General features: G+C 47.7%; 17 protein-coding genes. 9 read left to right on the forward strand and 8 right to left on the reverse strand.

Annotation, left to right across the window (positions count from 1 at the left end; genetic code table 11):
* Positions 1 to 63 precede the first annotated feature (63 nt).
* The 5 genes from H8698_RS08175 to H8698_RS08195 all read right to left on the reverse strand — a co-directional run bounded on the left by H8698_RS08175 (position 64) and on the right by H8698_RS08195 (position 5,777).
* Positions 64 to 2,103 (reverse strand): DUF6449 domain-containing protein, encoded by a 2,040-nt coding sequence (locus H8698_RS08175; protein WP_249312746.1) that lies wholly within the window; start codon positions 2,101 to 2,103, stop codon positions 64 to 66.
* Positions 2,078 to 2,977, reverse strand: coding sequence for an ABC transporter ATP-binding protein (locus H8698_RS08180; RefSeq protein ID WP_249312747.1), 900 nt, complete (start codon positions 2,975 to 2,977; stop codon positions 2,078 to 2,080). Before H8698_RS08180 ends, H8698_RS08175 begins: the two co-directional genes overlap by 26 nt.
* The gene (locus H8698_RS08185) at positions 2,974 to 3,360 is read right to left on the reverse strand and encodes a GntR family transcriptional regulator (protein WP_249312748.1); all 387 of its coding nucleotides are present in this window, start codon (positions 3,358 to 3,360) and stop codon (positions 2,974 to 2,976) included. The genes H8698_RS08180 and H8698_RS08185 overlap by 4 nt, the downstream gene beginning before the upstream one ends.
* Before the next feature lie 61 nt (positions 3,361 to 3,421).
* Positions 3,422 to 4,984, reverse strand: coding sequence for a B12-binding domain-containing radical SAM protein (locus H8698_RS08190; protein ID WP_249312749.1), 1,563 nt, complete (start codon positions 4,982 to 4,984; stop codon positions 3,422 to 3,424).
* Positions 4,985 to 5,180: 196 nt separating this feature from the next.
* Positions 5,181 to 5,777, reverse strand: a complete 597-nt coding sequence (locus H8698_RS08195) for a recombinase family protein (RefSeq protein ID WP_249312750.1) — start codon at positions 5,775 to 5,777, stop codon at positions 5,181 to 5,183.
* Between the two features lie 143 nt (positions 5,778 to 5,920).
* Here H8698_RS08195 and H8698_RS08200 point away from each other — a divergent pair, with 143 nt between their 5' ends.
* Genes H8698_RS08200 through H8698_RS08210 form a run of 3 tightly spaced genes read left to right on the forward strand, consistent with a single transcriptional unit; the run spans position 5,921 to position 8,672 of the window.
* On the forward strand, positions 5,921 to 6,700 hold the full coding sequence (locus tag H8698_RS08200; protein WP_249312751.1) for a DeoR/GlpR family DNA-binding transcription regulator: 780 nt from the start codon (positions 5,921 to 5,923) through the stop codon (positions 6,698 to 6,700).
* The gene (locus tag H8698_RS08205; RefSeq protein WP_249312752.1) at positions 6,697 to 7,461 is read left to right on the forward strand and encodes an alkaline phosphatase family protein; all 765 of its coding nucleotides are present in this window, start codon (positions 6,697 to 6,699) and stop codon (positions 7,459 to 7,461) included. Before H8698_RS08200 ends, H8698_RS08205 begins: the two co-directional genes overlap by 4 nt.
* Complete coding sequence (locus H8698_RS08210; RefSeq protein ID WP_249312753.1) at positions 7,437 to 8,672, forward strand: MFS transporter; 1,236 nt, start codon at positions 7,437 to 7,439, stop codon at positions 8,670 to 8,672. The genes H8698_RS08205 and H8698_RS08210 overlap by 25 nt, the downstream gene beginning before the upstream one ends.
* A 48-nt stretch (positions 8,673 to 8,720) precedes the next feature.
* Here the strand turns inward: H8698_RS08210 and argH are convergent, their stop codons facing one another.
* Positions 8,721 to 10,091 carry an argininosuccinate lyase gene (gene argH, locus H8698_RS08215; RefSeq protein ID WP_249312754.1) on the reverse strand — a complete coding sequence of 457 codons (1,371 nt, stop codon included), beginning with the start codon at positions 10,089 to 10,091 and terminating at the stop codon, positions 8,721 to 8,723.
* Positions 10,092 to 10,213: 122 nt separating this feature from the next.
* Between argH and ruvC the strand changes: the two genes are divergently transcribed.
* The 6 genes from ruvC to H8698_RS08245 are packed head-to-tail and all read left to right on the forward strand — an operon-like array spanning position 10,214 to position 17,706.
* Positions 10,214 to 10,714, forward strand: coding sequence for a crossover junction endodeoxyribonuclease RuvC (gene ruvC, locus H8698_RS08220; protein WP_249312755.1), 501 nt, complete (start codon positions 10,214 to 10,216; stop codon positions 10,712 to 10,714).
* Positions 10,715 to 10,719: 5 nt separating this feature from the next.
* Positions 10,720 to 11,310 (forward strand): Holliday junction branch migration protein RuvA, encoded by a 591-nt coding sequence (gene ruvA, locus H8698_RS08225; RefSeq protein ID WP_249312756.1) that lies wholly within the window; start codon positions 10,720 to 10,722, stop codon positions 11,308 to 11,310.
* A gap of 11 nt (positions 11,311 to 11,321) precedes the next feature.
* Complete coding sequence (gene ruvB / locus H8698_RS08230) at positions 11,322 to 12,383, forward strand: Holliday junction branch migration DNA helicase RuvB (protein WP_249312757.1); 1,062 nt, start codon at positions 11,322 to 11,324, stop codon at positions 12,381 to 12,383.
* Between the two features lie 12 nt (positions 12,384 to 12,395).
* Positions 12,396 to 14,375 (forward strand): GTP-binding protein, encoded by a 1,980-nt coding sequence (locus H8698_RS08235; protein WP_249312758.1) that lies wholly within the window; start codon positions 12,396 to 12,398, stop codon positions 14,373 to 14,375.
* A gap of 18 nt (positions 14,376 to 14,393) precedes the next feature.
* Entirely contained in the window at positions 14,394 to 15,653 is a 1,260-nt protein-coding gene (locus H8698_RS08240) for a hypothetical protein (RefSeq protein ID WP_249312759.1), read from the forward strand.
* A gap of 25 nt (positions 15,654 to 15,678) precedes the next feature.
* Positions 15,679 to 17,706 carry a hypothetical protein gene (locus tag H8698_RS08245; protein WP_249312760.1) on the forward strand — a complete coding sequence of 676 codons (2,028 nt, stop codon included), beginning with the start codon at positions 15,679 to 15,681 and terminating at the stop codon, positions 17,704 to 17,706.
* Between the two features lie 144 nt (positions 17,707 to 17,850).
* On the opposite strand, the gene H8698_RS08250 is transcribed toward H8698_RS08245, so the two are convergent.
* Positions 17,851 to 19,494 carry an L-lactate permease gene (locus H8698_RS08250; RefSeq protein ID WP_249312761.1) on the reverse strand — a complete coding sequence of 548 codons (1,644 nt, stop codon included), beginning with the start codon at positions 19,492 to 19,494 and terminating at the stop codon, positions 17,851 to 17,853.
* 143 nt (positions 19,495 to 19,637) lie between these two features.
* Positions 19,638 to 20,459 carry an Mrp/NBP35 family ATP-binding protein gene (locus H8698_RS08255; RefSeq protein WP_177678784.1) on the reverse strand — a complete coding sequence of 274 codons (822 nt, stop codon included), beginning with the start codon at positions 20,457 to 20,459 and terminating at the stop codon, positions 19,638 to 19,640.
* Positions 20,460 to 20,610 lie beyond the last annotated feature (151 nt).

The raw sequence follows: 20,610 nt of genomic DNA on the forward strand, positions 1-20,610 counted from the left end.
TTTTATCAATTAAAATTTTGCCGTCTGCCGGTTTGTAAATCGCTTTATGTAAAATGGAGGGGCTTATTCAAAAAGCTTTGCCAATGACTGGGGCATGCTCACATCATTCTTTGAGCGGATTACCGTAAATTCCTGCTGTGTGTTGGACTGAAACGTCAGGGTAATGGCATTTCCGAACTCTGTTTCTAAATAGGCGTTGCGTTTTAACTTCGGCTGTGTTGTAGTAACATAGTTATAAATTTCTTCAATTTGTGCCGGATCGGTAACAACCACGTCGGGTTTGCGCGCATCTCCCGTAATGCTTGTGCGCCAAACCTCAACGGATTGATATTCCGAAGCCGCAGGCAGTGCGTCATAAAAGCCCAGCTCAGTTAAAAGCGCAATCGTGTTTTTGTAAGACGGGCGAACGTAGTAGGTGTTGGTGTCACTGAAGGTGCGCTGCGCATCCAAATCCGTCACTAAAATATCAGTTCCCTCATAAACAAGGGGAATTTCATAATTGATTTCAATATAGGTGGGCAGGGCAATCTCGTCAATAAATTCTTCATAGGTTACCTGCGACAAGTCGGCTTTTAGGGCGTCAATCAGCCTGTTTGCAATTTCAGTGTCGGTATCCTTCTGCATGAAGTAAGAATTAAAAGGCCTGCTCAGCCGTGCGTCTGCTATAGAAATTGATGTGAGGTCTTCTGTGGATTTCTCTAAAACAGGGAAACGGTCTTTTAAGTTTTCTTCTGTTTCCATAATCGGCTTTAAGAAATCCTTGTCGTCGTCATAGTCTACAATATAGCGGCGAATCATTGTTTTGCCGTCTTTTAATTGATAGTTTACATACAAATAGTCTGTATTGTCGCTTTCCTCGGTGTGCTCAACGGTTTTGTGGCTGTGGAACTTCAAAACAGCTTCAATGTCCTGCTGTTTCGTCATGTTGGGCACATAAACATCTTTCGGAATCACCATTCTGCCATTCATTGAGCTAACAAATCTCCGCGAGTCCGGCGGACGGCGGGTAACGCTTACGCTTTCAATTTTAGCCGCATCGGGTACCCGTTTTTCAAAGCCCGTAATGTCGAAGTGGAACAGGCAAAACAGAGCAGAAACGGAAACTACCAGGGCAACCGTGGGCTTTAAAATACCCTTAATGGTAAACGACTTTTTCGCCAGCATATTTGCAATGACAAGGCCCAATAGCCCAAAGGGCAGCGCCAGAAACAGGTTGTTTACATTTATAATTTCTGCCAGATAAAAGTAACCCGCCACGCCAAAGCACATAGAAACGCCATAGACGAATATCGGCTTTAATTTTGGAAATGCCACCACTTCGCTGCTGTTTTCTAAGTTTCTGATTTTATAAATCAAGTAACCAATTAAGAAGAACACCAGTGCATAGGCCATATAAAGAAGAAACCACGTTGGCTCAGTCAGCTTGTCAATGGAAAAATAGAGATATTTTGCAACTGCCATATTTGTGTCGTTCATTACATAGCCGTAGAGATTTAAATACATAATATATTTCAAACCGGCCTCAACCAGGAACGGTAAAACAGCAAAGATATAGGTAAACACCAAATGTGCAACGCTGTTACCCGTAAACATGCCGATGAGCACAGAGAAGGCAAAGCCAACAACGGCATATGCAATCTGTGTGGAAATCCAGGCTCCGATGTGGCTCATGGAAATTACCTGGGCAATGTTCGGGTTAGAACGCATAATTACCAAAATTCCGCCGTTGATTAAGATGGGAACAATTAATGCAATAAGCCCGAACACAATGTGGGTAATGTAAAGGGTTTTGCGCTTCACCGGCACTGCGTGCATGGTGGCAACCGCACTTTTTGAGTTTAAATAGGAAAACAAAAGCACAGAAATTCCAACGGTAAGAATCCCCAAAATAATGTACGGCACAGGGCTGCACTGGAATAAGGCAGAGTTTATGTACTGTTCACTTGCCCCGCCGAACAGGCCGATTGCCTCGTGATAGTCAATGTAAAACGGCAAAAGGCACAGCAAAAATATGGAAAGCGTATGAAGCGCGGGAACCCACCAAAGACGCTTTACATCTGAACGGAAAACCGCAGAATTAAAGCAGGATGTTCGCAGATTCATATCCAATACCTCCTAATTCGTAAATAAAAACTTCTTCTAAGGTAAGCGGCAAAATATCGCAAAGCAGCGGGGAGTAAGCCGCAATTTTGTTTTTAATCTCGCCGCTGTCGCCTTTAATAATTAAGCTGTAAACCGAGCCGAACTGCTCAGAGTGGAGCACGTTCAGTTCCTGCGTCAGCTCGTCGGGCATAAAGCCGGAAAACGCCGCCTGCACCTTGTGAATGTTGCCCTTAGCGTCGTCTAACGATTTTTCCAGCACAATTTTGCCGCCAAACATAATGCCCACATGGTCGCACACGTCCTCAAGCTCCCGCAGGTTATGGCTGGAAACAAGAACGGTAATGTCGCGCTCCGCCACATCTTGCAGCATCAGCTTCCATACGTTGCGGCGCATTACAGGGTCTAAGCCGTCCACCGGCTCGTCTAAAATCATCACGTCCGGCTTTGTGCAAATGCCCAGCCAAAAGGCCACCTGTTTCTGCATACCCTTCGAAAGCTTGCGCACCCGGCGTTTCGTGTCAATTTTAAACACTTCTTTCAGGCTTTCATAGCGCACCCAGTCCCAATCGGGATATAGGCCAGCGTAAAACTTTGCCATGTCGGCAATGGTATATGTGGGGAAAAAATATAAGTCATCCCCAATGCAAATAGTTTTATTTTTTAGCTTTATATTCTCATAAACGTTGTTTCCGTCAATCAAAACTTCCCCGGCGTCTTGCTTATACACCCCGGTCAGATGCTTGATAATGGTTGTTTTTCCGGCACCGTTGGGGCCGATAAGGCCGTAAACCGTGCCCTTTTTCACATGCAGGCAAAGGTTATCCAAAGCTTTTGTATCTTCAAAAACCTTTGTCACATTTTTAACTTCAATCATCTTCCTCCATCCCTTCTCATTGTATCATAAACCTTCATAATTTCAGCTGTAACGGTTTCCGGGCTTTCACCGCGGTAAAACAACTCGCCGGCAGCTTCGGTCAAATCTTTATACAGCGCTTTCACATAGGCGGTTTCCTGCGTCTGCTGCACCGGTGCAATAAAACTGCCCTTTGCCCGCTGGGAGTAGATATACCCCTCTTCCTCCAGTTCCTTATAGGCCCGCTGAATGGTGTTGGGATTAATAGCAAGAATGGAAGCCAGCTCGCGCACCGAAGGAATTTTGTCCTGCTCCTTCATGGCACCTGTGAAAATCAGCTCCTTAAACTTTTCTTTAATCTGCTCATACAGCGGTCTGCGGTCGCTAAAATCAAGTTGAATCATGGTTTTCCTCCTTTCCCTAACTGTGTTATCTGTACTAATACATATAATACAGTTAATACAGTTATTTGTCAAGAGGTTTTTCAAAAATTTTTTTATTTTTTTCCAAAAAGGACGATAAACCGCTTAAGAACCGCATCTTTAGGCTCTTTAAAATCATGCGCGTCTTCTTATAAACATAGCGGAGTTTTAACAGCTTCATTCCGAACCGATACAGTTTACCAATGGCGTATTGGTTTTTTTGGATGTTTTTAGAAAGCCTAACCGCCCGTTTGCGAAGCAGGGAAAACTGCAAAAGAAAAATCAGCCGGTACCAAATTTGGGCCTCAGAATTGTCTGCGCCGCACCAATAGGCCGCAAACTGCTCCTCCATGGGAGCGTTCACGATTTTTTTTAATTCTTCTTTTGTCAAAACTCCGTTTTCAATGGCAAGGGGAATAATGTCCGTGCCGGGCAAGAAATTCAGGCCGTGAAGCTGAAGTTCAAAGGGCGGCTGAAAGCGGCGCACCAAATGAAAGGTCTGTTTTAAATCGTCTAACGATTCAAAGGGGTGGTTTAACATAAAGTCGTAGCTTGCCCAAAACACGCCGGAGCGTTTTATTTTTTTCACAGACGAAAGAATTTCCCCGTTTGTTTCATAGCGGTGAAAAATGTCCCTGCGAATGTGGGCCGAGCCGGACTGCACACCGCAAATCACCTCGCAAAGCCCCACGGAAACCAGCTTTTTCAAAACGTCCCCGTCAACCATTTTCGGATGGGACCAAATGGTGAAGGGCAAATGAATGTGCCTGTCATACAGAGAAACAAACTCGTCTACCCAACCGGGCAGATTGGGAAAGATTTCATCGTAAAAGTGCACAAAAACCAGGTTTTTCAGCTCCCGCTTGGCAATCAGCAGCTCGTCGATCACACTTTGCACAGACCGGGTGCGCACTTTTTTGGTCCCCTTTGGCAAAAGGCGGCCTAAATTTGAACAGCAGCAGTAGGAGCACGTAAAGGGGCATCCCCTGGAGGCAATCACCTCATAGCTCATTGCAGAGAGTTGCGGGTCGCCCGGCTTTACCGTGTTGTTTTCAATAAAATAAGCATGTTCACACTTAACCGACGGAATTCCATATCCATCTATGTCGTTTAACACACCGTCCACCGAGTTAAAAACAGGCTTGCCGCCTTTTTTATAACACAGGGAGGGAACGTTTTTAAAATCCCTTCCGCAGCGCAGTGCGTCGGCCAGCGCGCACATAGCGATTTCCCCGTCAGACCGTAACACAAAATCAGCACCGGCGTCTAACATCCGTTCCGGAAACATGGTGGCATATGCCCCGCCGCAAACCACCGGCAGGCCGCATTTTTTCACAGAGCCTAACACTGCGTTTACCGTGTCCATATACATAGAGCTCATAACCGAAAGACCAATGATAAACGCGCCCGATGCGCGAATGGTTTCAACAAGCAAATCCAGCTCTAAAATTGTGGCCGGGGTGGGACCGCGGCTGTTAAACGCTTTAAAAAAGATCGTTACAACGTTGTAGCCGTGCCGTTTTAGGTAGCTATCTAAATACCGCACGCCCAGTGCCTTTACATTATAAAATGCAATTAATACAACGGTCTTTTTTTTCTTGTCCATTCTAACAGCGCCTTTCATATGAAAGAAAAAGCAGACTTTTTCTCGCAAAGATGCTATAATGGTTTTAAGCGAAAAAAATCCTGCATTTTGTAGCTGTATTGTTATGTATTACTAAATATATTCAGAAATCAACAGAAAGAGAAAGTCTACCTTTGAACGGAAAAGTCTACAATTTTTTGCAAAAATCTGTTTTTTCTTACGCCCGTTCTTTTGCCCACTTTAAAAAGGTAAACTGTGAAACACTTAAAAGTTCTGCCGCCTGCCGGGAGTTGAGCTTTTTTTCCCGCCATTTTGAAGCAATTGCGTCAAATGAGTCGGGAACCGGAATGGCTTTCCGGCCAAACTGAACGCCCCGCAGCTTTGCCGCGGCAATTCCCTCCTTTTGCCGCTGACGGATAAACTCCCGCTCTGTCTGCGCCACATAGGAAAGCAACTGCAAAACAATGTCGCAAATTAAGTGTCCGGTTAAATCGTTATCCCGCCGGGTGTCAAGCAAGGGCATGTCCAAAACGACAATGGCCGCCTTTTTTTCTTTGGTTAAAAGCCTCCAGTGTTCTAAAATTTCATCATAGTTCCGGCCTAAGCGGTCAATGCTTTTTACAACAAGAATATCTCCCTCTTTCAGGCGGGACAAAAGCTTTAAATATCCCGGCCGGTTAAAGTCCTTGCCGGACTGCTTGTCACAAAATATATTTTTTTTCTTCACGCCAAAGGCACGCAGGGCCAAAATCTGCCGCTGTTCATTCTGGTCCCTTCCGGAAACTCTGGCATATCCATATGTGGTTTCTTTCATGGTCATTCCTCCATATTCATATTCTATATTATATCATTTTAGAAGAATGATTCTTTTATGCAAGCAAAAATGTGTTGACAAACGAACGGCTGTGTAATATAATATGTTGCATAAAGTTGGATTTAGATTGGAGAAAGTAGGATATGCTTGCAAATGCACGGAGAAACAGAATCTGTAAATTGCTGCAGACCCAGTCCGCCGTAACAACGGCGGCGCTTGCCAAAAAGTTTAATGTTTCCATTGAAACAATTCGAAAAGATTTACTGAGCCTTGAAAAAAACAACGAGCTGGTGCGGGTGCATGGCGGCGCGGTGTTAAAGGCTTCGGCGCGGCCCTATTGGGAGCTTTCCAAACGGCTGGACGACAAGCGCCCGGAGAAGACCGAAGTTTCCCGCCTGGCGGCAAACTATATTAAAAACGGTGACAGCATCGCAATTGACACAGGCAGCACGGCAATTGAATTTATTGAAACGCTCATGGAGCGGTTTGACACCTTAACCATTGTCACCCATTCCATGGATGTGTTTCAAAAAGCACATGACTTTAAAAACTTTAACATTCTATTGTGCGGCGGCTATTTTTTAAACCGCGAAAATTCCTTTTACGGAACCTTTGCCAAAGATATGTTAGAGAGAATCCACGTAAGCAAGGTTTTTATCTTTCCCTGGGCCGTGTCGTTAAGCAACGGCATATGCGACAGCCAGCCTCAGCTGGCGGAAATGCAGCAAAAACTGCTCTCCGTGGGCGATAAGGTCATTGTTCTGGCCGACAGCAGCAAATATGAAAAGAGCGCGCTTATCAAGGTGGCAGACATGAATCCGGGCTACATCTATATCGCAGACTCCCGGCTGCCCGACGAAGTGAAAGAGGTTTATAAAAATAACAATATTACAATTATAACAGGGGAGGAAGACATAAAATGAAGGTTTTGTTAATTTTAAGTGACGGTATGCGGCCAGACAGTTTAGAGGGGCATCCGGTGATTGAAACGCTGAAGAAAAAAAGCACCTATTGCATGAACGCCCGAACGGTTGAACCGTCGGTGACCCTGCCGTGCCATATGTCGCTGTTTCACAGCGTAGATCCGTCGCGGCACGGAACCACTACAAACACCTATGCGCCGCAGGTAAGACCCATTTCCGGCCTGTTTGAGCAGCTGAAGCAAAAAGAGAAAAGATGTGCTATGTTTTATAACTGGGAGGAGCTGCGCGACCTCTCCCGACCGGACTCCCTGAGCCACAGCGAATATTGTTCCGGTCATGTCTATGGATTTGAGGAAACGAACCGGCAGCTTTGCAGAAAAGCAACCCAATTTTTAACGGACAATGACGTTGATTTCACGTTTTTATACCTTGGCTGGGTTGACGAGGCAGGCCATGCCTTTGGCTGGATGAGCGAAGAATATCTGCATGCGGTGCGGGAAACCTGCAACATGGTCGGCAGTCTGATTGATACGTTGGGAGACGAATATACCATCATTATAACAGCAGACCACGGCGGACATGACAGAATACATGGAACCAATTTAAAAGAGGACATGACCATTCCCATGTTTTTCTGCGGCGCACCGTTTACACAAAATAAGCAAATTGACGGCGTCAGCATAAAAGACATTGCGCCTACGGTGGCAAGCCTGCTTGGGGCGGAGCCGGCCAAAGAATGGGAAGGCAGCGTTATCAGATGAACAAAATAACGGAAAAACATGCGGTGAACCGCATGATTTTGTTGTTTACAGCGCTTTACTTAATCAGCTATGTGACAAGAATTAATTATGGCGCGGTGATAGCAGAGCTGGTCAGCGCAGAAGAAATTCAGAAATCCCTTGCCTCCCTTGCGCTGACGGCCAGCGCGGTAACCTATGGGGCAGGGCAGCTTATAAGCGGTTTTTTAGGAGACAGAATTGAACCCAAAAAACTAATTTTTTCGGGGCTTTTGGTAACCATTTTCATGAATCTGCTTATTCCCTTTTGCCGCACGCCCTATCAAATGACAGCGGTGTGGGGAATTAACGGTATGGCCCAGGCCTTTATGTGGCCGCCGCTGGTAAAGATTATGACGGTGCTGTTCACAGAAGAAACCTATAAAAAGGCCTGCGTAATTGTTTCCTGGGGCAGCTCCTGCGGCACAATTTTGGTATATCTGCTTTCACCGGTGTGTATCTATTTTGCGGGCTGGAGGGCTATTTTTGTTCTGTCTGCGCTGTGTGCGGCAGTTATGGCGGCAATTTGGCTAAAAAAATGTCCCGGCGTGAAAGAATTTTCCGGCACAGCCACGGCTGAAACACAGGAGCGCAAGCCGCTTACCAGGAACATAATTTTCCTGCTGCCGGGCATTATGCTTGCAATTGCACTGCAGGGCATGCTTCGCGACGGCGTTACCACCTGGATGCCGTCTTACATATCTGAAACCTTTCACTTAAGCAGCAAAATTTCTATTTTAACCGGCGTAGTACTGCCGGTGTTCAGCATTGTAACCTTTCAGGTTACGTCGCTGATTTACCGAAAAAAAGTGCGCAACGAACTGCTTTTAAGTGGAATGCTTTATTTGACGGGCTTTACCGCGGCGCTGGTGCTGGCGCTGACAAACGGCGCAAACGCAGGTTTATCTGTGTTTTTAACGGCGCTGTTGACAGGAAGCATGCACGGCGTGAACCTGATTTTGGTCTGCATGGTTCCGCCCTATTTTAAGCGGTTCGGACGCATATCCTTTGCTTCGGGCATGCTGAACTTCTGCACCTATGTGGGAAGCGCGGTATCCACCTTCGGAATGGCAGTTTTTTCCGAGCGTTTTGGCTGGAACAGTACGGTTTTTTTGTGGAGCGCAATTGCGCTGTTCGGCGGCGGAGCCTGTCTTGCGATTTCAAAGGGCTGGGGCCGGTTTGCAAAAGAAGCATAAAAATAAGGGGCTGCAGCCTTTTGCTGCAGCCCCTTTTTATTTTACAGTTTATTTTAATTGTTCATATCCCTTATCAATTTCTTTTTGTACCTGTTCTTTTGCAGGGCCGCCGGTAATATTACGCTCTGCAACGCAGGTTGCAACGTCAATGGCGTTGTAAATGTCCTCCTCAATTAAATCGGAAAACTCCTGAAATTCCGAAAGGGAAAATTCGTCTAAATCCCGGTTGGTTTCCACCGCCCGCGCGACCATTTTTCCCACAATGGCGTGGGAGGAACGGAACGGAACGCCCTTTTTCACCAGATAGTCTGCAATGTCTGTGGCGTTGGTAAAGCCGCCCTTTGCGCCTTGTTTCATCTTTTCGCCGTTTACTTTCATGGTGCGCACCATGTTGGTGAACACCGGCAGGCAAAGCTTCACGGTGTCCAAAGCGTCGAACGCCGCCTCTTTATCCTCCTGCATATCCTTGTTATAGGCCAAGGGAAGCCCTTTCATGGTGGTGAGAAGCGACATTAAATGACCGTAAACCCGCCCGGTTTTTCCACGGATTAACTCCGCCACGTCAGGATTTTTTTTCTGCGGCATGATGGAGGAGCCGGTGGAATAGCTGTCGTCCATCTCCACAAAGGCAAACTCGTGGCTGGACCAGAGCACCAATTCCTCGCAGAAGCGGGACAGGTGCATCATAATCATGGAGAGAACAGACAGAAATTCAATGACAAAATCCCGGTCGGAAACGCCGTCTAAGGAGTTTGAAGTAACGGCGTCAAATCCCAGCTTTTCCGCCACAAATTCCCGGTCTAAGGGATAGGTTGTGCCCGCTAAGGCGCCGGAGCCTAAGGGCATAACGTTCACTCTTCTGCGGCAGTCTGTTAGTCTTTCTAAATCCCTGGAAAACATTTGAAAATAAGCCATCACATGGTGGGCAAAGGTCACGGGCTGGGCTTTTTGCAAATGGGTGTAGCCCGGCATAATGGTGTCTACATGCGCTGAGGCCAAATCAAGCAAAACGGTCATGGTGTTTTTCAGCATTTCTATCAATTCGTCGCTTTCGTCTCTTAAATACATGCGCAAATCCAGGGTCACCTGGTCGTTGCGGCTCCTGCCGGTGTGCAGTTTTTTTCCCGCGTCGCCGATGCGCTCGGTTAAAATAGTTTCGATGTTCATATGAATGTCCTCGGCATCAATCGAAAATTCCACCTTGCCGTTTTCAATGTCTTTTAAAATTTCGCCCAGCGTTTTCACAATCAGCGCCGCGTCGTCTTTTGGAATAATGCCCTGCCTGCCCAGCATTTCGGCGTGGGCCATGCTCCCTTTTATGTCCTGCCTGTACATGCGCGCGTCAAACCGGATAGAAGAATTAAAATCGTCTACCAGCGCGTCTGTTGCCTTACTGAATCTACCGCCCCAAAGCTTCATTTGTGTCACCAAAACCTTTCTATTTTAATCCGTTGCATTTTATTTCGTGGTATGGTATAATAATTTATTATACATGATAATTAAGAAAATCTCAACTTTTTTTTGAAATTCGGGAGAAAACAATGATTATTTTAGGAATCGACCCCGGAATTGCCATTGTTGGCTATGGCGTGATTTTCTATGACGGGCTTGGGTTTCAGCCTGTGGAATACGGCGCAATTACAACGCCCGCCGGGGACAAGCTAACCGACCGCCTGCGGGATATTTATGAGAGCATAGGCGTGCTGATTGAAAAGCACAAGCCGGACGCATTTTCCATTGAAGAGCTGTTTTTTAACACCAATGTAAAAACCGCCATCACCGTGGCCCATGGCAGGGGTGTGTGTCTTTTGGCGCCGTCCATTTTAAACGTGCCCATTTTTGAATATACCCCCCTCCAGGTTAAACAGGCCATCTGCGGCTACGGCCGGGCGGACAAGGCCCAGGTGCAGAGAATGGTGACGTCGATGCTCAAGCTAAATGCTATTCCAAAGCCCGACGACGTGGCCGACGCTTTAGCCATTGCCATGTGCCACGGCTATTCGGCCAAATATCACAACCTGATAAAAGAAGAAGGAATTTAAAACATATGATAGCATTTGTAGACGGAACAGTGGAATATATTGAAGAAACCGCGGCGGTGATAAATGCCGGCGGCTTTGGCTGCCGCATTTTTATGACGCCTGCCGCCCTTTCCGCCCTGACCATAGGCGAACCAGTGCGGATACATACATACCTGCGGGTGGGGGAGGATATTTTCGCGCTTTACGGCTTTTTAACCCGGGAGGAGATGGATATGTTTAAAATGCTCCTTTCCGTAAACGGCGCGGGGCCGAAAGCGGCGCTGGCGGTTTTGTCCGCGCTGTCCCCCCAGGCGTTGACGCTGGCGGTGGTAACAGACGATTATAAATCCATCACCAAAGCCCAGGGGGTTGGCCCCAAGCTGGCGCAGAAAATTGTGCTGGAGCTTAAGGATAAATTTAAAGGAAAAGAAATTGCAGTTGGCGGCGCGGCGGCCGAGGCCTTTTCCCCGTCTTCCGGCGGAAACGACGCGGTGGAGGCGCTGGTGGTTTTGGGCTATTCCCGTGGGGAGGCCATGCTTGCCGTGTCGAAGGTTTCAAAGGATTTAAGCACGGAAGATACCATTAAGGCGGCCCTAATTCAGTTAATGAAACAGTAGGAGGATAGAACATGCCCATAGAACAGGGATTTGAAGATCGGATTGTCACGTCGAGAACCCTCGGCGAGGACACAGAAGTGGAATATAGCCTAAGGCCAAAAGCCTTAACGGAATATATCGGGCAGAACAAGGTGAAAGAGAACCTAACCGTTTACATTGAAGCGGCAAAGGCCAGAAAAGAGCCTTTAGACCATGTGCTGCTTTACGGCCCTCCGGGGCTTGGCAAAACCACCCTTGCGGGCATTATTGCCAACGAAATGGGCGTGAGCATTCGCGTAACCTCCGGCCCTGCCATTGAAAAGGCGGGAGATTTGGCGGCAATTCTCACCAGCCTGTCCCACGGCGACATTCTGTTTATTGATGAAATTCACCGGTTGTCCAGAAGCGTGGAGGAAATTTTATATCCCGCCATGGAGGACTATTCGTTAGACATTATTTTAGGCAAAGGCCCCGGCGCACACTCGGTGCGGCTGGATTTGCCCAGGTTTACGCTAATTGGCGCAACCACCAGAACGGGACTGCTCACTGCCCCGCTCAGGGACCGGTTCGGCGTTATCAGCCGCTTAGAGCTTTACACGCCGGAGGAGCTATCGGAAATTATTGTCCGCTCGGCGTCGATTTTAGGAACGGAAATTGACAGAAGCGGCGCGGTGGAAATTGCCCGCCGTTCCAGGGGAACGCCCAGAATCGCCAACCGGATGTTAAAGCGTGTGCGGGATTTTGCCGAGGTAAAAGGCAACGGCAAAATAACGGAAAAAATTGCAGATCAGGCCCTTTCCCGCATGGAGGTGGACAAGCTTGGGCTTGACATGATTGACCGCAAAATGATGATGTTCATCATTGAAAACTTCGGCGGCGGCCCTGTGGGGCTGGACACCTTAGCGGCCTCCATCGGCGAGGACTCCAACACCATTGAAGACGTATATGAGCCATATTTATTGCAGCTGGGCTTTTTAAACCGAACCCCCCGGGGCAGAATGGCCACAGTGAGGGCTTATGAGCATTTCGGTGTGAAATATGAGCGGGAAGAGACAAATTTGGCCCAGCAGTCGGTATTCGACATAGAAGATTAAAGGCGGTGTGCCATGAAAACATTCAATATCGGGCTATTGGCCCATGTAGACGCCGGCAAAACCACGCTGACGGAACAGCTTTTATATGCCGGCGGCGCGGTGCGAAATTTAGGCAGTGTGGACAGCGGCACCGCAAAAACCGATTTTTTGGAAATTGAAAAACAGCGTGGCATTTCTGTTGTGTCCTCTGCGGCGCGGATTGAGCTTCCGGAAAAAGATGTGGCGGTGAATTTAATCGACACCCCGGGCCATGCGGATTTTTCCGCCAGCGTGGAACGTGCTCTTTATATTTTAGACGCGGCGGTTTTGGTGGTTTCCGCCGTGGAAGGCATAGAGGCGCAGACGGAGCTGATTTTAGACGCGCTGAAAAAAACAAAAACCCCAACCATTGTGTTTATCAATAAAATCGACCGGGCGGGCAGCGACGTTGCAGGCGTTCTCAAAGCGCTGGAAAAGCAAGCCGGCGGCTGTCTGTTCATGTCGGAAGTGACGGATGAGGGAAGCCGGGAATGCAGCGCTCAAAACAGGAGCGGTGACGCCTTTTTTGAGGCGGTATGTGAATTTGTGGCAGACGCAGACGACGCGTTTGCATTGAAATATTTAGAAGAAAGCGTAACAGAGCGCCAGGCGTGGCTTTCTGTTACGCAATTGTTTTTAAAAGGCGAAGCCATGCCCGTTTTCTGCGGCAGCGCCCAATTGGGTATGGGCGTTTCACAGCTGCTTTCTTTTGTTGCTGAAACCGCTGACAGCAGCGGCGGCAAAGCCGCATTGGGCGGCGCTGTTCAAAATGCAGACGAGCCGATTCTTTCCGGCATTGTTTACAAGGTGACCCATGACAAAAGTATGGGCAAAATCGCCCATTTGCGCCTGTTTTCCGGCGAGGTGAAAAGCCGGGGAGAGATCACCGTTTCCTCTTTTCCTGAAAGGCAAAAGGTAACTCAGGTTCGGCGCTATGTTGGGGAAAAATTTACCGACATCGGCTTGCTTTCCGCCGGGGATGTGGGCGCTGTGTGCGGCCTGAGCCATGTGAAAGCGGGGGACACGGTGGGCAAGGCGTGGAAGGCACAAAACCTTGCTTTCAGCACGCCTTTTTTAAGCGTTCAGGCCTCTTTGACAGAAGAGGGGGACATTCGTCCCCTGATTGCGGCGTTTGAAGAGCTTTCCGACGAAGAGCCCAGCCTTTCCATGCAATATGAAAGCGGGGAGAAGGAGCTTATTATCAGCGTCGCTGGAAAAATTCAGCTGGAAATTCTCACTGCGGTGATAAAAGAACGGTTTGGGCTGAATGTTTTGTTCTCGCCGCCAACGGTGATTTATAAAGAAACCATTCAAAAAAGCGGAACGGGTTTTGACGCATATACCATGCCAAAACCCTGCTGGGCGGTGGTTTCGCTTGATTTTGAGCCGCTTCCCTTAGGGTCGGGCTTTGTGTATGACAAAGGTAACGTGCCCAACGACCAGATGTTTTACCGTTATCAGCGTCATGTGGAAACTGCGGTTAAAGAAACGCTTGCCCAGGGGCTTTACGGCTGGGAGGTAACAGACCTGAAGGTTACGCTTTCGGGCGGCGAACACCACACGGTGCATACCCACCCCCTTGACTTCTTTTTGTGCACCCCCATCGCGGTGATGAAAGGGCTTAAAAACTGCGGAACGCGGCTTTTGGAGCCCTATCAAAAGCTTGTGGTGTCTGTTCCGGAGGAATTTTCGGGCAAAATTATCGGCGATATTATTGCCATGCGCGGCATTTGTGAAAACCAGACCATTGCAGACGGGCGATTTTTGCTGGAGGCAACCGTGCCGGCAGCGGAGAGCTTAGACTACAGCACCGTGCTTTTGCATAAAACTGGCGGCAAGGGAACGCTAAGGGCAAGGTTTTGCGGATACCGTCCCTGCCCGGAAGGGTTTACTGCGGAAACAAAACGGCGGGGCGTAAACCCCTTAGACCGGGATAAATGGATTTTAACCAGGCGTTCGGCCATGGGAAAATAAAGAAAATGGAGGCCAGCAATGAAACAGCTATTTGACACGAAGTTAAAAAAAGGAATTGCCATAGCCGCAGCGGTGGCGGTGACAGCAGGAATTGCTGCAGTAATTTATATTGGCGCGGCCAGCCGCCGGGAGAAACGTTTGGCGGAGGACATAACGTTTGCGCCTTACCGCCAGCTGTATACGTTGAAAGCAACAAAGCTGAAAGACGTGGAAAATGTAAATTCCATTATTGGTTTAACAACCTTTTACAGTGAAAACGCCAGAATTGTGAACCAGGAGCAGGTTGCAGACGGCAACAAAAAGGGGCTTGTGTTTGAACTGGAAGAAACAAGAGCTTATCCCATACAAAGCAAAGAGTGCCGCCAGCAGGCAACGGTGCTTTTGGCGTTAATTCCAAAGCTGGATTTTGTGGAATATAAAATGAACGGCGAAGTCTACCGCCGGTATCAGCAGTATGGCGAGGAAAGCCGGGGCAAGGTGTTTGTGCTTGCAGATGACAAGGGCTTTTCTGCAACCTTAAAAAGCGGCTCAGACTTTGCCGTGTTTATGGATCAGGTTCGCCCGGCTTACGAGAGCCAGAGCGTTCATGAAGCTGCGGGCAAGGCAATTTTGGCTGAGCTGAACGGAAAATTTTCCGGCGGTGAGTTTGGAGCCGAGGGTCACACCATAATGAGTGCGGAAACAGTAAACGGAAAAACAAGGGCCTGCGCGGTTTTGGCTTTCGGCAGCTATCGGTTTATCAATGATAACTTTGTGAGAATCGAAGGCGAAACAATAACACCAGCTGTGCTTACATTTCAAGTAAACGACAAGGGAAATTATATGTTTGAACATGCAGAATTTGCGATTGAGGGCATGAAATATGAAGACGCTGTGAATGAAATGTTTGTGAAGGAAACTGCCGAACGCACATTGGCAAATCACGAAAGAATTTTACAGCAGCTTGAAAATGATGAAAAGCAGCAGGTGCAGAATTATTTAAAACAGCTGGGCAGAAACAGTAAAATTGGCAAATTTTCTGATTTTCCTGCAACATATCTCTCAAAAGTTGGCGTTTCAAGCGAGGCGGCCAACGCCATTTTAGAAAACGACAAGTTGCTGTCCTACCCCATGTGGGTGGGAACGCAGGAGTTTATAGAAGACGGAAAACGTTTTGTTTACGAAACAAGCTATGAAGAAGGCAACTCGTCGGTTGCGTTTAAAAAGTATGACTATGAAACGAAGCAAACCGTAGAGGAGTTTAAAGTTTCAGCCGCAGATGGGAATTTTTTGGGTTAAAGACGGTCTGATTGGAGGAATAAAATTGTTTATTGATAAAACTTTTCAGATATCTAAGGAAAAAGATCATGCGATTCTTTCTTTTGAAAACGCACAGCTCGAAACGATAAGCGGAGATGTGACGGAATTAACTCTGGAAAAGGAAGAAAGCGGCACAAGATCTTTTTGCGGAGAAGGGTTGCGCATTGCGGATAAAATTAAAGATTTGTCTGGCGGGTTGTTTCGCGTTACAAGAACCATATGTAATGCGTCGGACACATCAAAACAGTTTAAATCCATATTTACGGTGAAAACCTGTTTCGTACCGGAAAAGTATGTAATTCCCTGTGTGTTGTATAATGGAAATCAGTTTGGCGCCGGAGGATCGCCCGCAGGTCTGACAAAAGACGGCGCGTCCTGGATCTTTGCTTACGACAGGGAGGGCATACCATCCTGCACTGTGTCAGAAAACGAAAATTTCGGTGCCGCGCTGTTTGCGTCAGACTGCGACGCACATAGCTTAGAGAGCGCCTGCTCTCTCATAAAAAGAGACGACGGCACTTTTGTGCACAAGCTGTATCATCCGGTCACGGAAGCACCTGTGACTTATTCAGGAAAAAACAGGATGACAGAGCGATTTGATCAGTATTTTCACCTTGCACCCGGTGAAACGATTTGTCTTAATTTGTTTGTGTTTGTCTGTGTGCCTAAATGGAAAAACTTTGCCATGGCAAATTTGTTGGATAGAGTTTCTGATGTTTTTAAAAATAAAAAAACGCCGGATAAATCTCCTGAGCGCGTGTGGGAGTTAGGAATTGCATTTGCCCGTCAGCTCATGGGCGATTTCCACGGACACAAAATGATTTATACAAATTTTTCGCCGAAAACTTACAGCCTGCAGCATTCTGGCAAACTTTCAGACAGTGCGCTTGCAAAGCTTTTGCAGGACCCGGAAAATACGCGAATTCAGCGCTGGAATGAACGGTTTGAAATTGGCTGGGCAGATCAGGGATTGCTGAATGCGCGCATGCTCGCTCGGCACGGATACAAAACGGGGGACACAGAGCTTTTGAATAACGCGGTAAATGTGTTTGACAGCTGGGCAGAAAAACAACTGGAAAATGGGCTGGTGTATACGGAATTCCAGCACTATTACAACGGAGAGAAAGATGTTGTGGTTGACACGTGCAATTTAGGCTGGGCGCTGGCGGAATTTGCGCGGATGTATCAGTTCATGCAAAAAATTGGAACAGACAAGCCAAAGTATTTAAACTTCTGCATTCGCCTGGCAGACTTTTTCTGCACCCATTTTAATGAAGAAACAGGTTTCGGAAAGACCTGGACGATGAACGCAAAGCCTGTTTCAACAGTCGGCTCTATCGGCGGATTTGTGATAACCGGTCTGCTCGAGACCTATCTATTAACGCATAACGAAGCCTATCTAATCTGCGCGAAGCATGCTCATGCACTTTATACCAAACGTGATATAGACGAGTTTGTTTGTACGGCTGGGGCATTAGATTGCGCCTGTGTAGATAAGGAAACGGTGTATCCCTTTATCACGTCGTCATTAATGCTTTACGACATCAGCAAAGAGCCGCATTTTTTGGAAACAGCCCAAAAGGCGGCCTATTATTTCTGTTCATGGATGTTTGTTTACGATACGTTAAGCGCACCGGACAGTGATTTTAACCAATTTAACTATTACACCACGGGTGGGACGGCGGTCTCCGCAGAACACCCTGCGATAGATGCATGGGGGGCTGCCCCTGTGACAGAGTTTGTGCGGCTTGCAGAGCTAACGGGTGACAAAAAGTGGATCGACCGTGCCAAAGCCATGTGGTGCAATGCAATTTTGTGTATCACAGAGGATACGAAGCAGGAAATCCACGGTCAAACCCGGCCGTTGGGCGGCCAAAATGAGGGATTTTTTCAGTGCCGCTGGACGAAGTATCGTCCCACCTGCGAGGAACGGGGGCATTTTAACGACTGTCTCTCTGCCTGGTGCGGCGCCTACCGGATGATGACCATTGCAAATTTAGAAGGCTCGAACAGCCTTGATTTGCTTAGATAAAAAACACAACTGATTTGTGGGCAACGGATTTAAAACGAGCCTTTAAATAAGTGTTTTAAAATGCAATATTATTTTATGTTAGCCGGTTCTTATAAGAACCGGCTAACATACTTTTGTCGGAAATTTGTTTTCAACAAACAAATTTTACGGGTTGAACCCGACCGCAAACAGCAGGGCAAAAATGCCGATGATAACAACCGTATAAATGGCGGAGGGCAAAATGTTTGTTTTAATAATTTTTCCCTCCGCGCCGGAGGTGCCCACAGTGGCGCACACGGCTACGGCGTTGTTGATGCAGGTGACGTTGCCGATGGCGCCGCCGATTACCTGCATGGCCACCACCAGCACGGTGGACAGATTCAGCGCCTGGGCAGTTTCAAACTGCAGATTGGTAAACAAAAGGTTGGAGACGGCGTTTGAACCGGATATGAAAGAACCCAAAATGCCGATGATGGGAGACAGCACCACAAAAACAGACGCGCCGGCGTTTGAAATAAACTCCGCCATAATTACCATCATGTTGTGCAGACCGCTTTCGTTGATGTCGGAAAACTTCATCACCTGCACCAAGGCAATGCCGAAAATAATAGCCACCGCCGCACCGCCAATTTGTTTGAAGGTGTCAATCCAGGCAGTTTTCACCTCGTCTAAGCTCATTTTGTGCATGAAATGGGTTAAAATGGCTACAGGGATAAAGGGCAGAACACCGGGAATGTTGGCCCATTTTAATGAAAAATCTAACTGCTCTACGCCAAAAATATTGTTAAACTGAAAAACAAACGGGAAAGACGCATTGGTGTTGATGATGTTCTTTATGCCCAGCTCCGGAATTCTCGTAATAACCAAAATGGCCGCAATCAGCACGTAGGGCGCCCAGGCCAGCCACAAGGGCATATCGGAGGGCTTTGCCCGTTCCAGTTCTGTTTTCGAGCGCCAGTCTGGCTTCCACTCGGTTTCCGGTGCAAATCCCCAGGTGTTTTTTGGAACTAAAAATTTCTTCTTTGCGGCAAAAACGGTAACAATCAGGCCAATGAGCGCCGCTAAAAGTGCCGGAAACTCATAGCCAAACACCGCCGCTACAATCACATAGGGTACAGAAAACACAATGCCGGAGAAGAGGGCAAAGGGCAAAACGGCCAATGCTGGTTTTATGGACTTTTCTTTGCCGAACACCTTCGTCAGCACCGCAACCCCCAAAAAGGGAACAAAAATACCCATTACCGCGTGGGGCAAAGCGGTCCAAACAGAAAGCTTTCCTGCAAACTCCGGCCCCACGCTTGTGCCCAGCTGGGTTAAAGCGGTAGATACCGGCGTTCCCACCGCACCGAAGGAAACGGCGGTAGAATCAAAAATTAACGCCACAGTGGCTGCGGCCAGGGGCGGAAATCCCAGGCTTACCAAAAGCGGAGCTGCCAGCGCCGCGGGCGTGCCGAAACCTGCCGCGCCTTCAATAAACGAGCCGAACATCCAGCAAATGATAATGGCCTGAATCCGCTTGTCGGAACTGACGCGGGTGAAACCGTGATTGATGGCAGACATGGCGCCGGAGCATTTTAACGTGTTCATAATTAAAATTGCCCCGAAAATCACCAGCAGAACTTCAATGGAGCTTAAAAATCCATAAACCGTACAGGCGGCAACGGTGACAAAACGCATTTTCCACGCGAAGATACCTGCAATACACGCCACCAGCCACGCAATGGGCAGCGCACGTTTCGCAGACCAGTTCAGAACTGTCATTAAAATCAGCGTGATTAAAATTGGTGCAAAGGCAATTAACGCATACATAAAAACGCTCCATTCCGCCGCGGATTTTCCGCGGGAAACAGAGCGTTTCATTCCGGCGGCTGACTGCGGCTAAACAATGATAGTTTTCACAGCCAGCGGTTTTTTATGTTGCTTTTTCAAAATTTTTTTAATTGGCCTGCCGCCTACAGCAGATTTTCCACGGCGTCTGCCATTTCGTTCAGCCATTGAGCGCCCAAAAGCTCCACAATTCCCTTGTCGCAGGCAGAGGCAATTTCACCTGTAATGGGAAGCTTTGCAATGTTTTGAATTCCATATTTTGCGGCAATATCCTCAATGTGGCTTTCGCCGAATACCGCGTGTTTTTTCTTGCAGTCGGGACATTCAAAATAAGACATGTTCTCCACAATTCCCAAAACCGGCACATTCATCATTTCCGCCATTTTCACGGCCTTTTCCACTATCATGGAAACCAGCTGCTGGGGCGAGGTGACAACAATAATCCCGTCCACGGGGATAGACTGGAACACCGTCAGCGGCACGTCGCCCGTTCCCGGGGGCATGTCCACAAACATAAAGTCCACATCGTCCCAGATTACATCGGTCCAAAACTGCTTCACGGTTCCTGCAATCACCGGCCCGCGCCAAACCACCGGGTCTGTGTCGTTTTCCAGCAGCAAATTAATCGACATTACGTCAATGCCGGTTTTGGTCCGCACCGGCAAAATTCCCTCCTCGGTTCCGGCGGCCTTTTGCTTTAACCCAAAGGCCTTGGGGATAGACGGGCCGGTAACGTCTGCGTCTAAAATTGCGGTTTTAAACCCGTCCCTCCGGGTGAGCACCGCCAGCATGGAGGTGACGGAGGATTTTCCCACGCCGCCTTTGCCGCTGACTACGCCGATTACTTTTTTTATATGCGAAAGCCTGTGGGGTTCTTCCAAAAAGCTTGTTTTTCTTTCAGAACAATCCTGCCCGCAGGATTCGCAGTCGTGTGTACATTCACTCATTTGTTTTCTAACCTCCACGTTATATTTATTTTTAGTATACCATTTTTTCTGCGTTTTGTCCATTCACAAAATTAATTATTTAAATTTTTTGGAAAAAGGTTGACTTTAAAGCGCGCGTGTGCTATATTTAATGATGTGCAATATGTACAGA

This window comes from Congzhengia minquanensis, assembly GCF_014384785.1.
Taxonomy (GTDB): Bacteria; Bacillota; Clostridia; order UBA1381; family UBA9506; genus Congzhengia; species Congzhengia minquanensis.